Genomic DNA, 13,190 nt, shown 5'->3' on the forward strand with positions numbered 1-13,190 from the left:
GGATTTCACGGGGGCAGGTCAGCTGCGTGTCCTGCCCCCTCTTTCCCTGCCTCACCCTGGAAATCGTCATTTTCTTTGAAATCGCGGTATAATTGCTGATCGTCACACTGAAGGGTGGTCAGATATATGAACGTTTCGTCCGATTTCGCTGCATACTTCCCCCATGATATCCAGATATCCCGGCACTCCTGGCTCTCCCACGACTTGGGCGCCCTCTCGCGGCACATCTCCGAGCGGGGGATTCCCGCGATTATCTTCCACCGCCAACTGGCCCTCAGGTTGAACCGCCGGCATAGCCATGGCAGCCTTCCGGTGCATGCCGGTCAGCTCAACCTGTTTGCCGCGCTGCAGACCATCTTCCGCTATCTGATCGACGTTACGGCTGAACAGGAGTCGCCACGAGTGCTGGAGAACGCCCTGCGCCAGGTCGGTGTGGAACCGGCCGGAGAAGCGGTGCAGTGTGCCGCCGCTACCTTCGTGGAACTGTTTCCCCCCTCTGACGTGCTCGCCGGAGCCAGCTCAGTTGATGCATGGCTCAATCCGGCCACCGGCCGTGGCGGTCGACGGCGCACCGTGCTGCGCGAACTGCTGCTGCTCAGGCTTGCTGCTGAGAATCCTGCCCTGGACAGCTTCCGGGAGATCCTCGACGATGCGCCGCTGGTGGCGGCCTTGGGGAACTATCCCCACCTGGTGACCGCCATGACCACTGCCCTCTCCCGGGGGCCCCGGCTGTCCGGATTCGATCTGACGCTGCCCGAAATCCTCTTTGCGCCGATCAAGGCATCGCCCGGTTCCCTGGCCGGCCAGGTGGAGTACATCCGCGAGCAGTGGGGCGTCTTTCTGCCCCAGGAGTTGCTGGAGATGCTCACCGGAGCCTGGGACGTGCTGCGCGAAGAGGAGCGCCAGCGCGGATGGGGTGGGGGAGAGCCGGGGCCGTCGCGGGTACTGGAGTTCGGCCAGCGAGCGAATCCGGCACCGGGAGGGTTCGGCCCTGGTGGCGACTCCGTGCTGGCCGGCTACGACTATCCGGAGTACGAACGTTTCTCGCGGGACGAGGACTGGATGTCCAACGTGGTCATGATCGCCAAGATGGTCTATGTCTGGCTCGAACAGCTTGGACGTCAGTACGGCCATCCCATAACCACCCTGGACCAGGTGCCCGACAGGGAGCTGGACCGCCTGGCGGGTGCCGGTTTCAGCGCCCTCTGGCTGATCGGGGTATGGGAACGTTCCCCCGCCTCCCAGCGCATCAAGCAGATCTGCGGCAACCAGGAGGCCATCGCCTCTGCCTACTCGCTCTACGACTACGAGATTTCCGCCGACCTGGGGGGATGGGAGGCCTTGGCGAACCTGCGTCAGCGGGCGCTCGCGCGCGGCATCCGCCTGGCAAGCGACATGGTTCCCAATCACACCGGGATCTACTCCCGCTGGGTGCTGGAGCACCCGGACTGGTTCATCCAGAGCGACTACCCCCCCTTTCCCGGCTACTGTTTCAACGGCGAGGACCTCTCCCTGAGCGGCCACGTGCGCATCCAGGTAGAGGACGGCTACTGGACCAGGAGCGATGCCGCCGTGGTATTCCGTCTGGTGGAGCGCGACAGCGGGCGCACCCGCTACATTTACCATGGCAACGACGGCACCAGCTTTCCCTGGAACGACACGGCCCAGCTCAACTACCTGCTCCCCGATGTGCGCGAGGCGGTCATCCAGACCATCCTGCATGTGGCGCGCAACTTCCCGATCATCCGTTTCGACGCCGCCATGACCCTGGCCAAGAAGCACTTCCAGAGGCTCTGGTTTCCCATCCGCGGCCTGGGGGGTGGCATCCCCTCGCGGGCCGAGCATGGCATGAGCCGCGAGGAGTTCGATGCCGTTTTTCCGGTGGAGTTCTGGAGGGAGGTTGTGGACCGCGTGGCCGCCGAGGCTCCCGGCACGCTGCTCCTGGCCGAGGCCTTCTGGATGATGGAGGGGTATTTCGTGCGTACCCTGGGTATGCACCGGGTCTACAACAGCGCCTTCATGAACATGCTGAAGAAGGAGGAAAACGCCAAGTACCGCCAGACCATCAGGAATGTGCTGGAGTTCAACCCCGAGGTGCTGAAGCGCTTCGTCAACTTCATGAACAATCCGGACGAAAAGACCGCCGTGGAGCAGTTCGGCAGCCAGGGTAAGTACTTCGGCGCCTGCGTCCTGATGGTGACCATGCCGGGGCTGCCCATGTTCGGCCATGGCCAGATCGAGGGCTTCCACGAAAAGTACGGCATGGAGTACAAGCGCGCCTACTGGGACGAAACGGTTGACCAGGGGCTGCTGCAGGGACACCGCATGTGGATCTTTCCGCTGCTGCATCGTCGCGCCCTCTTCTCCGGATCGAAGAATTTCGTGCTCTACGATTTTCACGGCACGGCCGGGGTCGACGAGAACGTGTTTGCCTATTCCAACCGCTGCGGAGAGCAGCGCGCCCTGGTGCTGTACCACAACCGCCATGCCTCCACTTCCGGCTGGATCAGGGAGTCGGTCCCTTTCAATGTCACCGAGGGGGGGGGCGAGCCTGAACTGCGCCGCACGACCCTGGCCGAGGCTCTGGATCTGGATGCCGGCGACGGAATCTACTACGCCTTCCGCGATCTGGCCGACGGCCGCCATTTTCTGCGCAGCGGGCGGGAACTGGCCCTCCGTGGGCTCTACGCCGAGTTGGGCGAGTACGAGTTCCATCTGTTCCTGGATTTTCGTCGCATCTGCGACGACCCTGAGCGCTCCTGGGAGGGGTTGCACCAGGCCTTGAATGGTCGGGGGGTGGATAATCTGGACGTTGAACGGTTGCAGGTGCGCTTTGCCGCCCTGAACGCCTCCTTTGCCGGGCTCCTGAAGGAACCGCTGCCATTGGGCGAGCCAGCAGCGGGGGATGCCACGCAAGCGCCGGCCGGGAATCTGAGCGCCTCCCTTGATGGCTTCCTCACCGCTCTGGCCGAAGAACTGAAGGCTTGCGGACAGGCACCCCGGGTAACGTCGGCAGAGCTTACGGCTGAACTCTCCCTGCTGTCCGATCTTTTGGCACAGAAGACCGCATCCCGTGGCGCCCGTCAGTTCCTCTCAGTCATGGCCGATCGCCTCGCTTCCATTGCCGGCGCCAGGCTGCTGCTGACCTGGATGCTCCTGCAGGGGCTGCCCGCTGCCACCCTGGATCGCTTTGGCCTGGACCATGGCTTGGCCACGCAACTCCCTCCCGGTGGGGGGGGAGACGTAGGCGCCGGGGACGAGCTCCAGCTGCTGCGGGCTTTACTGGAACATGGCGGCCGTGGCTGGCTGGGACGGGCACCTGCTGTGGAGCGGCTGTTCGCCATTCCCGCCTGTCGACGCTATCTGCTGGTTCATGAGAGCGACGGCGTGGTCTGGTTCAACAAGGAACGCTTCGAGGAGCTGGTCGCATGGCTCTTCATCTGTGGGCTGTGCGCTGCGCTGTCCCGTCGGCCGGTCAATCGGACCCTGGCCACCTGGTTGGGCGCTGCCGGTCGCGAGCTGAACCGCCTGTCGGAGCTGGCGGCCCACACCGGCTATCGCGCCAGCCTGTTCATGGGGGCCTGTGGAAGTACGGCTACAACGGCTCGCAAGCGACAGGGGCAGACACAGGGTCGGCCGCACACGCCGGAAAAGAGGTAGCCGCCGAGGCGGGTCATCCAAGGCGTAAAAAAATCCCCCCGGAACACTATTCCGGGGGGATTTTTTACATGATGCGTCGGTTGGATGATGCGCGCTCAGGTCGCCTACAGGAAGGGGTTGCGCAGGATGATGGTCTGGTCGCGGCGGGCGCCCACGGAGACCAGCACGATGGGGCAGCCAGCCAGTTCCTCCAGGCGCTTGACATAAGCGCGGGCGCTGTCCGGCAGTTCCTCGAAGCTCTTTGCTCCGGAGATATCCGCGTTCCACCCCGGCAGCTCCTCATACACCGGCTGACAGTTCTCGAAGGCCTCCGGTGCGGAAGGGAGGGTCTCCAGCGCCTTTCCGTCCAGGGTATAGCCGGTGCAGATCTTGATGCTGTCGAAGCCGGAGAGCACGTCCAGCTTGGTCAGGGCGATGCCGGTAAGGCCGTTGGTGCGCACCGCGTAACGGATCACCATGGCGTCGAACCAGCCGCAGCGCCGGGGACGGCCGGTGGTGGAGCCGAATTCCCCCCCCGCGTCACGCAGCCGGTCGCCGTCCGCGTCGAACAGCTCAGTGGGGAAGGGGCCGCTGCCAACCCTGGTGACATAGGCCTTGGAGATGCCGATGATCTCGTGAATGTGGCGCGGCCCGACGCCGGAGCCGGTGCAGACGCCGCCAGCGCAGGTGGAAGATGAAGTCACGAAGGGATAGGTGCCGAAGTCCACATCCAAAAGCGTTCCCTGGGCCCCCTCGAAGAGGATCTTCTTGCCGGCCTGGAGGTCGTTGTTGATGATCAGCGCGGTGTCGGCCATGTAGGCGCGCAGCACCTCGGCGTAGCCGCTGTACTCTTCCAGGATCTGGTCGTAGTCGCAGGGCGCCTCTCCCAGCATCTTTTCCAGCAGGAAGTTCTTCTCCACCAGGAATTCCTTCAAGCGGCGGGCAAAGACATCTCTGTTGAGCAGGTCCATCAGGCGGATGCCGCGGCGGCCGATCTTGTCCTCGTAGCAGGGGCCGATGCCGCGTCCGGTGGTGCCGATCTTGCGGTCACCGCTTCTGGCTTCGCGGGCGATATCGATGCGCTTGTGATAGGGCATGATGATGTGCAACGATTCCGACAGGAGCAGGCAGGAGTCGTCGGTGAGGCGGCCCGATTCCTTGAGCTTGACGATCTCCTTGATGAATACTTCCGGGTCCAGCACGACTCCGTTGCCGATGATGCAGCGCTTGCCTTCGTGAAGAATGCCCGAGGGGATCAGATGCAGAACGACCTTTTCATTGCCGACCACCAGCGTGTGACCGGCATTGTTGCCGCCCTGAAAACGAACGATATCATCGGCATATTCGGTGTAGATGTCGACGACCTTCCCTTTTCCCTCATCGCCCCACTGGGCGCCCACAATCGCAACGTTTGCCATTTTGCCTATTCTCCCTGGTTTTCTTCAATATATTCCATCAGTCCGTCACGGCACAGCATGTCACTGGCCAGGCGCACCGTCTTGCCGTCACGGGTGCGAATCGCGCGCACGACACCCTTGTCCGATTCGTCTCCCATGACCAGCATGCAGCGGATGTTCATCCTGCGCGCATACTCCAGCGAAGGTTGGACGTCGCGCCGAATGATGTCGCGGGCGGTGGAGTATCCCCGTGAGCGCAGCAGGCGAGCGGTTTCCAGAGCCTGGCGCCGGTCGCTGCCACGGTTGAACAGCAGGAAATCGCGGGCCGTGCTGGCCTCCAGTTCCGGACGCCGCTCCAGGGCCTGGAGCAGGCTGAGCACATCGAAGGTGAAGCCGGTGGCCGGTGTTTCGAATCCGTAGCGACCCGCCAGGCTGTCGTAGCGCCCGCCGCCGCAGACCGGCACGCCCAGGCCGGTAACGAAGCCCTCGAAGGTGATGCCGGTGTGGTAGTCCAGACCGCGGGTTTCGCCCAGATCGATGGTCAGATAGTCGCTCACGCCGTGGATGTCCAGGATGTCCAGCACCTGGCGCAGGTTGTCCAGCGCGGCGCGGGAGCGGCTGTTGCATGCTACCCGGTCGGCGGCCTCAACGACCTCCCGTCCGCCGAACAGGCGCGGCAGGGAAGCGATCTCGCGGCGTGATTCCTCGGAGAGCGGGCTTTCGGCGCAGATGCGCGCCACTGCCGAGGCGTCCTTGCGCGCCACCGCCTCCAGCAGATCCCGCAGCGGTTGCCCGCTGAGTCCTGAAGATTCCACGATGCCGCGGAAGAATTCAACCTGACCCAGGTCGATCTTGAAGTCGCTGAAGCCCAGCCCCTGCAGCGCTTCCACCGCCATGGCCACCATTTCGGCGTCCGCCTCGGGGGAGTCCAGGCCGATCAGTTCCACGCCGGACTGGAAAATCTCGCGGCTGCGTCCTGTCTGGCTCTCGGTCTGGCGCAACACCCGGCCGCTGTAGCTGATGCGGTGTGGAAGGGGGCTGGCGGCGAGGCGCGTGGCCACGATACGGGCGATCTGCGGGGTGATGTCCGGAGGAAAGGCCAACAGTCTGCCGGTCTGGCGGTCGTCAAAGCGGTAGGTCTTGTTTTTGAGGCCGTCACCCAGGCCGAGAGCCATTACGTCCTCGTATTCCAGTTTGGGCGTGATGACTCTGCGGAAGCCCCACAGTTCGAACACGCGGCGGATTCTGTCCTCGATGTAGCCGATTTTGGCGGCGGCATCGGGGAGAAAGTCGCTCACCCCGAAGGGAAGCGATATGTCGGGAAGTCTGTTGTTCATAGGGTTGGAATCTCGGAATGTGAGCAACTCACGAATCAGCCCCCGCTTGGGGGGCTGAGGGGAAGCGGTTATTCAACCTTCTTGATGGCCAGTGAAGCGGTGCCCCGTGTGGTCAGGCCGGGTCTCTGTACTGTCTGCAGAAGCAGCAGTTCGCTGCTGGCCTCGTCGAAATAGAAGTCCGGCATGTAGTTCTGGGTGTCGCGGGTGTGCCAGAGCTCGTCCAGGTTGGAGCCGTTCCAGATGAAGCAGTAGACGGCGCCCTTCTTGTAGGAGCGGGCGTTGCCCAGCACCCAGAAGCCGTCGTTCTTGCCCACCAGCACTTCGTTGCGCGAGGTTACCTGGATGCGCTGGTTCATGAAAAACCAGCGGTACTTGTCGTTGGTAATGCGGAAGTTCTCCGAGTTGTCCTTCTGGTAGTAGAGCTCGGAGCCGCCGAACTTGTCGTTGCTGCGCCAGAGTTCCTTCTGCTCCTGGTCGAAGACCACCAGGTAGCCGTCGGGGTGCAGCACCACGGTGTACAGGACACCCTGCTGGTCCTTGAACTGGTTGAAGGTGAAGATGTTGCCGAAGCGGGGCATCACGATCTCGTTGGACAGGGTTACCTTCGACCCCGTGCGGGTAAGCTCGGATACATTGCCGTAGAATTCCGTTTCGCGCCCCATGGACTGGGCATAGACCTTTTTGGGGCCGCCTGCCAGGCCGATGACGCGCAGGTAGTAGGGTAGATCCTTGGCCACGCACTCCATCCTGTTGTCCCCCACCTGCCAGATCTGGGAGGACGGCTCTTCGCCATGCATGATGGTCAGGTATACTTCGGTCTTGCCGTCGCTGCCCTGGATGGTGTCCAGGCCGATGATCTTGTCCGTGGTGCCGAATTCGGTGGCAAAGCGCAGGCTCATGTTTTCCGCCTGATGGTAGTAGGAGAGGCGGCGGTCCTCAGCCAGAAACACTTCCCTGCTGCCGTCGGGAAGCGTCTTGCCCATTGCCAGCAGGTTGGCTGCTCCGGGAAGGCGCTTGCTCTGCCAGCCGCCAACATAGTTGCGCTCCAGGTCACGCGGCCTGATGATCTCCTGGCTCTGGTCCGGGCGCACCAGGGCGCTCTGGACGCTGTTGCCCTGGGTTACTTTGTTCGGGCGCACAACGGTGGAGGTGGCGGCATAGCTGGGTGCGCCGGAGGCTATCTGGCCGCTGGCGTACAGCTTGGAGAGGTCAGCGCTCAGCTTGTCGGCCAGCTTGCCCATTGCCGGGATCAGTTCGTCCTGGCTCTCTCCCTGTACAAAGGCGCGGGTCAGGGTCTTGCCGTTGGCGCTTTTGGCCATGGCATCCACGCTGAATACCTTACCGATTACCACGTAGGTCCCGGTCAGCACGGCATCGGCCTCGGCGGAACTGGCCACGGCGGTGATGTTCTCGCCGTTCAGGCGCGAAGCCAGCAGGGTCTGCAGAGTCGCTTTCAGTTCATCTTTGTTCTGGACCCCCACCACGTTCATGTCGGAAACAAACACCCGCAGCGGCTGGGCCGCGAATACGGACAGGGTGAAACAGAGTGAAAGTAAAAGGCTGATCGCCAGGGTGAATCTTCTCATGGTGCCTCCGAGTCTTGATGTCAACTTGCGGAGTATCGCAAAACTGCCTGTTAAAGTCAAAAAAAAAGGGCGGGATTGCTCCCGCCCTTCAGGTTGTACTGGTACAGATGATACTAGAAGGCGTAGTTCAGCGCCAGACGGGCGGTGAAGGGGTTGGCGGGATCACGGCCGTTGTCCATGTCGCTGTAATAGCCGCCCAGGATCACATAGGCGCCCTGAACGCTGGCGGTCAGGTTGTCGTACAGTTTGTAGCCGGTCTCAAGATTGATCTCGGTACCTATGAAGTTGTTACCATGGGTCTTCAGGTTCGTCATCTGGGAGTTGTTGCTGGAAACCCAGGCAGCGCCCACGTTGGTCTTGGCGTACCATTTAGGGTTGATGGTGGCGTCATAGCCGATGGTTGCCAGGATCACGCCCTGGTCCAGGTTGCCGGCGCCCTGTACCAGGTGGTAGTCGGTGGTGGTGCCGCCGGTGCTGGTGTTGCGGTTCAACAGCATCATGCCCGACTCGTTGTAGGAGTTGGTCATGTTCGTATTGCCGTTGGTGCCGTTGTTGGCGCCATTAGGGGACTGGTTGACAGCCTGCCAGGCGGTGTTGGTGTTGTTATCGCCGTCGTCGCCGGTTGTGTAGAGGGCGGCAACTTTCAGGGTACCCGGACCCACCGGGTGCTTGGCAGCCAGATTGAAGGCCAGGGCGGAAATGGAGACATCACTGTTCTTTACTTCACCCTGCTGCATGGCGGCGAAGCCGCTCAGGGCCAGTTTGTTGATCTTGGCGTCGAAGTTGGCGCCGAAGCAGTGCACGGTGAGTGTGTTTGCGCTGCGGTCGTCGTTGTACAGGTAGTAGGCGCCGCCCACGCGCAGGTTCTTGTTGACGTTGTAGTCGGCACTGAGGGCCACGATGTCCAGGTTGTCGACACCCCTGGCGTTGGTGTTGTCGTTGGAGGTGGTGAAAAGGTCGGAATCGTAGGCGCGGAAGTAGCCCAGGCCAATCGTCGCCGGACCCATGGTGGTCACGCTGTTGATGCCGGCCACGTCGGCGTCGAAGAAGATGCCCTTAAACTTGTCTTTGATCGGCTGGATACCGGCGGTGATCTTGACCGGTGTGGAGGGAATTTTGAAGTCCAGGTAGACCCACTTGGTTTCAAGGTTGACCTGGTCTGCTTCCAGGGCGGCGCCACCATTGCGCGCGGTCTGCTGTGCTCTGTCGCCGAACACGGCGTCGATCTCGAAGGCAGTGACCAGTTTCAGGTCGTCGCTGGCCTTTGCGCTGTAGTAGAAGCGGGTGCGAGTGTCGAAGTAGTTGCTGGTCTTTCTACTGCGGGAGTTGGTGAAGTCATTGTCGCTGTCGCGGAAGATGTAACGGTTACCGACAGCCTCGTAGTTGGTGACGAAGTACTTCATCAGGTAGGATCCGTGGATCTCGTTGTCAAAGGCCAGGGCCGGGGTTGCGGCGGCGCAGAGGGCGCCGGCTGCGGTGATGCTCATCAGGGTTTTGCTAAACTTCATGGTCTTTCTCCTTCGGGATAATATGCTACATGTATGTGCTGCCTACAGGTGCTGCTATCTGTCTGTTCAAAGGCCATGCTCTGTTGTTTACTTCGGTTCACCACCTTTTTCGGAAAGGTAGCTGCTGCCCTACGCGTCGAGCCAATGGGGCTCATCAAAATGCTTTCACAATTTTTGCATAGTTTACCTGATAGAACAGTGGGTTGTCAATAAAAAAAGAGTTAATAATCAGGTTGTTGCAAACTTGTAGCAACTAACGTCGTTTTAATGGCCCCTGTCGCGCCGGTCCGGAGGGGTCTCTTCTCTGCTGTTGTCCTCGGGAACATGGGGAAAGCATTGCAGCTGCCAGAGCATGGTTTGCCGCTATAACGCCGTGTTGCCGGGCAGGGTGTGCGCCCGTCTGCCAAACCGGAGGACACAGGCGATCGAACGTACCAGGCCCGGTGCGGTTCTCTGCACATTTCTATAACGGACTTAAAAAAAAGGCGAAGCATGCGACGTGCTTCGCCTTTTTATATTGTGCTTAATCGGAACCAACAGACTCCGTCAGTGGCCGCACTGGCACAGTTCGGTCAGGATGCCGTTGCTGCTCTTGGGGTGCACGAAGGCGATCTTGGTGCCGTGGGCGCCGTTGCGGGGTGCGCTGTCGATCATGCGGGCGCCGTCGGCTACCATCTTGGCGATGGCGGCGGCGCAGTCGTCAACTTCATAGGCCAGGTGATGCACGCCGGAGCCGTTCTTTTCCAGGAACTTGGCGATGGGGCTGTCTTCGCTGGTCGGCTCCAAAAGCTCGATCTTGGATTCGCCGATCTGCAGCATGGCTACGCGCACTTTCTGCTCGGCAACTTCTTCGATGCCGGCGAAGGGCATGGCCAGGTTGTCGCGGTAGAAGGGAAGGGCTTCTTCCAGTGATTTTACTGCAATGCCGATGTGGTTGATCTTCTTGAGCATTTCATGTCACCTTTCTTGGGAATCAGCACAGGGCCAGGCTTGATCGGCCTGGCCCTGTGAAGTTTGACTGCTGGTTATGAATTACAGGACGACGGTTTCCTGGTGCTTGCCGAAAACGCCCCTGAATACGTCGGCGATTTCGCCCAGGGTTGCGTACACTTTCACCGCTTCCAGGATCAGCGGGATCAGGTTGTCGGTGCCCTTGGCGGCGACTTCCAGTTTCGCCAGAGCTGCCTTGACGGCTGCGCCGTCGCGCTTGGCCTTTACTTCGGCCAGTGCTTTCTTCTGGTTGGTTTCAACTTCGCCCGTAACCTTGAGCAGGCCGGTCGGAGGCGGCTCACTGATGGTGAACTTGTTGACGCCGACGATGATCAGTTCGTTCTTCTCAATGGCCTTCTGATAGGCGTAGGCGGAATCCTGGATTTCCTTCTGCTGGAAGCCGTTGGAGATGGCTTCGACGGCGCCGCCCAGTTTGTCGATCTTCTCGATGTACTCCCAGGCTGCCTTTTCGATCTGGTCGGTGAGGGATTCAACGAAGAAGGAGCCTGCCAGCGGGTCGATGGAGTCGGCCACGCCGGATTCGTAGGCAACGACCTGCTGGGTGCGCAGGGCGATGCGGACGGAGTCTTCCGTCGGCAGGGCCAGGGCTTCGTCGCGGGAGTTGGTGTGCAGGGACTGGGTGCCGCCCAGGACGGCTGCCAGGGTCTGAATGGTGACGCGCATGATGTTGTTGTCCGGCTGCTGGGCAGTCAGGGTACAACCGGCGGTCTGGGTGTGGAAGCGCAGCATCTGGGATTTTTCCAGTTTTGCGCCGAAGCGCTCCTTCATGATCTTGGCCCAGATGCGACGTGCGGCGCGGAACTTGGCAACCTCTTCCAGCAGGTTGTTGTGGGCGTTGAAGAAGAAGGCCAGACGCGGAGCGAAGTCGTCCACGTCGAGACCGGCCTTGATGGCGGCGTCAACGTAGGCGATACCGTCGGCCAGGGTGAAGGCGACTTCCTGCACTGCGCTGGAACCGGCTTCGCGGATGTGGTAACCGGAGATGGAGATGGTGTTCCACTTGGGCACGTTGTCTTTGCAGTAGGCGAAGATGTCGGTGATCAGGCGCATGGACTCTTTCGGCGGATAGATGTAGGTACCGCGAGCCATGTACTCCTTGAGGATGTCATTCTGGATGGTGCCGGAGATCTTGTCGGCGGACACGCCCTGCTTCTCGGCAACGGCGATGTACATGCAGAGCAGGATGGCGGCGGTGGAGTTGACGGTCATGGAGGTGGAGACTTTGTCCAGCGGGATGCCGTCGAAGAGGACTTCCACGTCGGCCAGCGAGTCGATGGCAACGCCGACCTTGCCGACTTCGCCCTGGCTCATGGCTGCGTCGGAGTCGTAACCCATCTGGGTCGGCAGGTCGAAGGCGATGGAGAGGCCGGTCTGGCCTGCGCCGAGCAGGTATTTGTAGCGCTCGTTGGATTCTTTGGCGTTGCCGAAACCGGCATACTGACGCATGGTCCAGAAGCGGCCGCGATACATGGTGGGCTGAACGCCGCGTGTATAGGGGTAGCTGCCCGGGAAACCGAGCTTCTCATCGTAACCGGGATAATCGAAATCCGGAGTGAATACGCGCTCGATCTCGAGGTTGGATGTGGTAAGGAACTTTTCGTAGCGCTCCGGTGAACGGGTAAGGAATTTGGCTACTTTGGTGTCGGTCCACTGCTTCTTCTTTTCCGCAATGCTCATGTCGTGCTCCTTGGGGGGGGATTAAAATAAACGAAGCTTAAAAAGACAATTTTGGGGATTTTAAGGAGAAGCTGCGCGAATGTCAATTAAAGATTTTAGCGCGACTAAAATCAAATCAATGATTCTGCGGTGATCCGGGTTGATCGGGCGAAGAGTCGCGGGCTTTGGGGCTTTCGGTGCCGTTTGTCGGGGTTGCTCCTGATCCTGGTTTTGCTTTCGCCAGCTGTGGCCCTGCTGGCCCGGCAACGAAAAACCCCCTTCGCGGTGGACTCGAAGGGGGATCGGGATGTGTGAATGGATGAGTGGATCGTTCAGCGCGTGACGACCGTCAGCAGGTTGACCTCTTTACCGTCCCGCGAACGCAGGCGGTGTTTGATTGACGAGTCGAAATAGATGCTGTCCCCCTCGGAGAGCGAGATGCTCTTGTCGTCCAGTATCAGCTCCACGTCCCCCTTGGTGACGAAGAGGAACTTTTCGCCGTCATGGCTGTAGGCGCTCTCCTCGTTGGCCTTTTCGGTCACGGTCAGGAAGAAGGGTTCCATCTTCTTGTTCTGCTTCCGGAAGGAGAGGGACTGGTAGGAATAGCCGTGGCTGGTCCCGATGGGGGCGAAGACCTTGGAAACCGATTTGCGCTGGTTGGCGTGCACGATTTCAAAGCCGCACTCGTCGTCGTCCTCGATGAAGAAGTAGCCGATTTTGACATCGAAGAATTTGGCTATCTTGGAGAGTGTGGCGATGGGGGGTGAGACGTTGTTGTTCTCGATCTGGGATATCAGGGCCGGCGAAAAGCCGATCTCCTTGGCCACCGCCTGCAGGGTGAGTTTCTTTTCCTGGCGAAGTTTTTTGATTTTTGCACCAATATTCAAGCCGCTCATGTGGTCACCTGTTTTTAAAATAAAACCGAGTTGTATTATATGGATTGTATACAGTATGCACTATTGACTATGTATATTGTATACAGAATTGTAAGTCAATAAAAATTTATTACCAGTAAAAAAATCACGAAAAAAATGGTAACAAAAGTTTATTGATCGG

At 60.3% G+C, this 13,190-nt stretch carries 8 protein-coding genes; 1 reads left to right on the forward strand and 7 read right to left on the reverse strand.

Features of this window, described 5'->3' with window-relative positions; translation table 11 throughout:
- Positions 1 to 126 precede the first annotated feature (126 nt).
- On the forward strand, positions 127 to 3,660 hold the full coding sequence (locus PPRO_RS02535) for an alpha-amylase family glycosyl hydrolase (protein ID WP_011734462.1): 3,534 nt from the start codon (positions 127 to 129) through the stop codon (positions 3,658 to 3,660).
- A 104-nt stretch (positions 3,661 to 3,764) separates the two neighbouring features.
- Here the strand turns inward: PPRO_RS02535 and PPRO_RS02540 are convergent, their stop codons facing one another.
- From PPRO_RS02540 to PPRO_RS02570, 7 genes are all read right to left on the reverse strand, one after another.
- On the reverse strand, positions 3,765 to 5,057 hold the full coding sequence (locus PPRO_RS02540; protein WP_011734463.1) for an adenylosuccinate synthase: 1,293 nt from the start codon (positions 5,055 to 5,057) through the stop codon (positions 3,765 to 3,767).
- 5 nt (positions 5,058 to 5,062) lie between these two features.
- Positions 5,063 to 6,373, reverse strand: coding sequence for an ATP phosphoribosyltransferase regulatory subunit (locus tag PPRO_RS02545; protein ID WP_041532100.1), 1,311 nt, complete (start codon positions 6,371 to 6,373; stop codon positions 5,063 to 5,065).
- A gap of 68 nt (positions 6,374 to 6,441) precedes the next feature.
- On the reverse strand, positions 6,442 to 7,959 hold the full coding sequence (locus PPRO_RS02550; protein WP_011734465.1) for a hypothetical protein: 1,518 nt from the start codon (positions 7,957 to 7,959) through the stop codon (positions 6,442 to 6,444).
- A 113-nt stretch (positions 7,960 to 8,072) separates the two neighbouring features.
- Positions 8,073 to 9,467: a porin LamB gene (locus tag PPRO_RS02555; protein WP_011734466.1), complete on the reverse strand. Its 1,395-nt coding sequence runs from the start codon at positions 9,465 to 9,467 to the stop codon at positions 8,073 to 8,075.
- A gap of 546 nt (positions 9,468 to 10,013) precedes the next feature.
- Positions 10,014 to 10,418, reverse strand: coding sequence for a methylmalonyl-CoA epimerase (gene mce / locus PPRO_RS02560; protein WP_011734467.1), 405 nt, complete (start codon positions 10,416 to 10,418; stop codon positions 10,014 to 10,016).
- An 81-nt stretch (positions 10,419 to 10,499) separates the two neighbouring features.
- Positions 10,500 to 12,155, reverse strand: coding sequence for an acyl-CoA mutase large subunit family protein (locus PPRO_RS02565; protein ID WP_011734468.1), 1,656 nt, complete (start codon positions 12,153 to 12,155; stop codon positions 10,500 to 10,502).
- A gap of 311 nt (positions 12,156 to 12,466) precedes the next feature.
- On the reverse strand, positions 12,467 to 13,030 hold the full coding sequence (locus tag PPRO_RS02570) for a helix-turn-helix domain-containing protein (protein ID WP_011734469.1): 564 nt from the start codon (positions 13,028 to 13,030) through the stop codon (positions 12,467 to 12,469).
- Between the last annotated feature and the right edge of the window lie 160 nt (positions 13,031 to 13,190).

The organism is Pelobacter propionicus DSM 2379, assembly GCF_000015045.1.
Taxonomy (GTDB): domain Bacteria; phylum Desulfobacterota; class Desulfuromonadia; order Geobacterales; family Pseudopelobacteraceae; genus Pseudopelobacter; species Pseudopelobacter propionicus.

Excerpts from the sequence above, each read along its gene's own strand:
- PPRO_RS02545 (WP_041532100.1), bottom strand. The coding sequence starts at position 6,373 with ATGAACAACAGACTTCCCGACATATCGCTTCCCTTCGGGGTGAGCGAC.
- mce (WP_011734467.1), bottom strand. The coding sequence starts at position 10,418 with ATGCTCAAGAAGATCAACCACATCGGCATTGCAGTAAAATCACTGGAA.
- PPRO_RS02555 (WP_011734466.1), bottom strand. The coding sequence starts at position 9,467 with ATGAAGTTTAGCAAAACCCTGATGAGCATCACCGCAGCCGGCGCCCTC.
- PPRO_RS02550 (WP_011734465.1), bottom strand. The coding sequence starts at position 7,959 with ATGAGAAGATTCACCCTGGCGATCAGCCTTTTACTTTCACTCTGTTTC.
- PPRO_RS02540 (WP_011734463.1), bottom strand. The coding sequence starts at position 5,057 with ATGGCAAACGTTGCGATTGTGGGCGCCCAGTGGGGCGATGAGGGAAAA.
- PPRO_RS02565 (WP_011734468.1), bottom strand. The coding sequence starts at position 12,155 with ATGAGCATTGCGGAAAAGAAGAAGCAGTGGACCGACACCAAAGTAGCC.
- PPRO_RS02535 (WP_011734462.1), top strand. The coding sequence starts at position 127 with ATGAACGTTTCGTCCGATTTCGCTGCATACTTCCCCCATGATATCCAG.
- PPRO_RS02570 (WP_011734469.1), bottom strand. The coding sequence starts at position 13,030 with ATGAGCGGCTTGAATATTGGTGCAAAAATCAAAAAACTTCGCCAGGAA.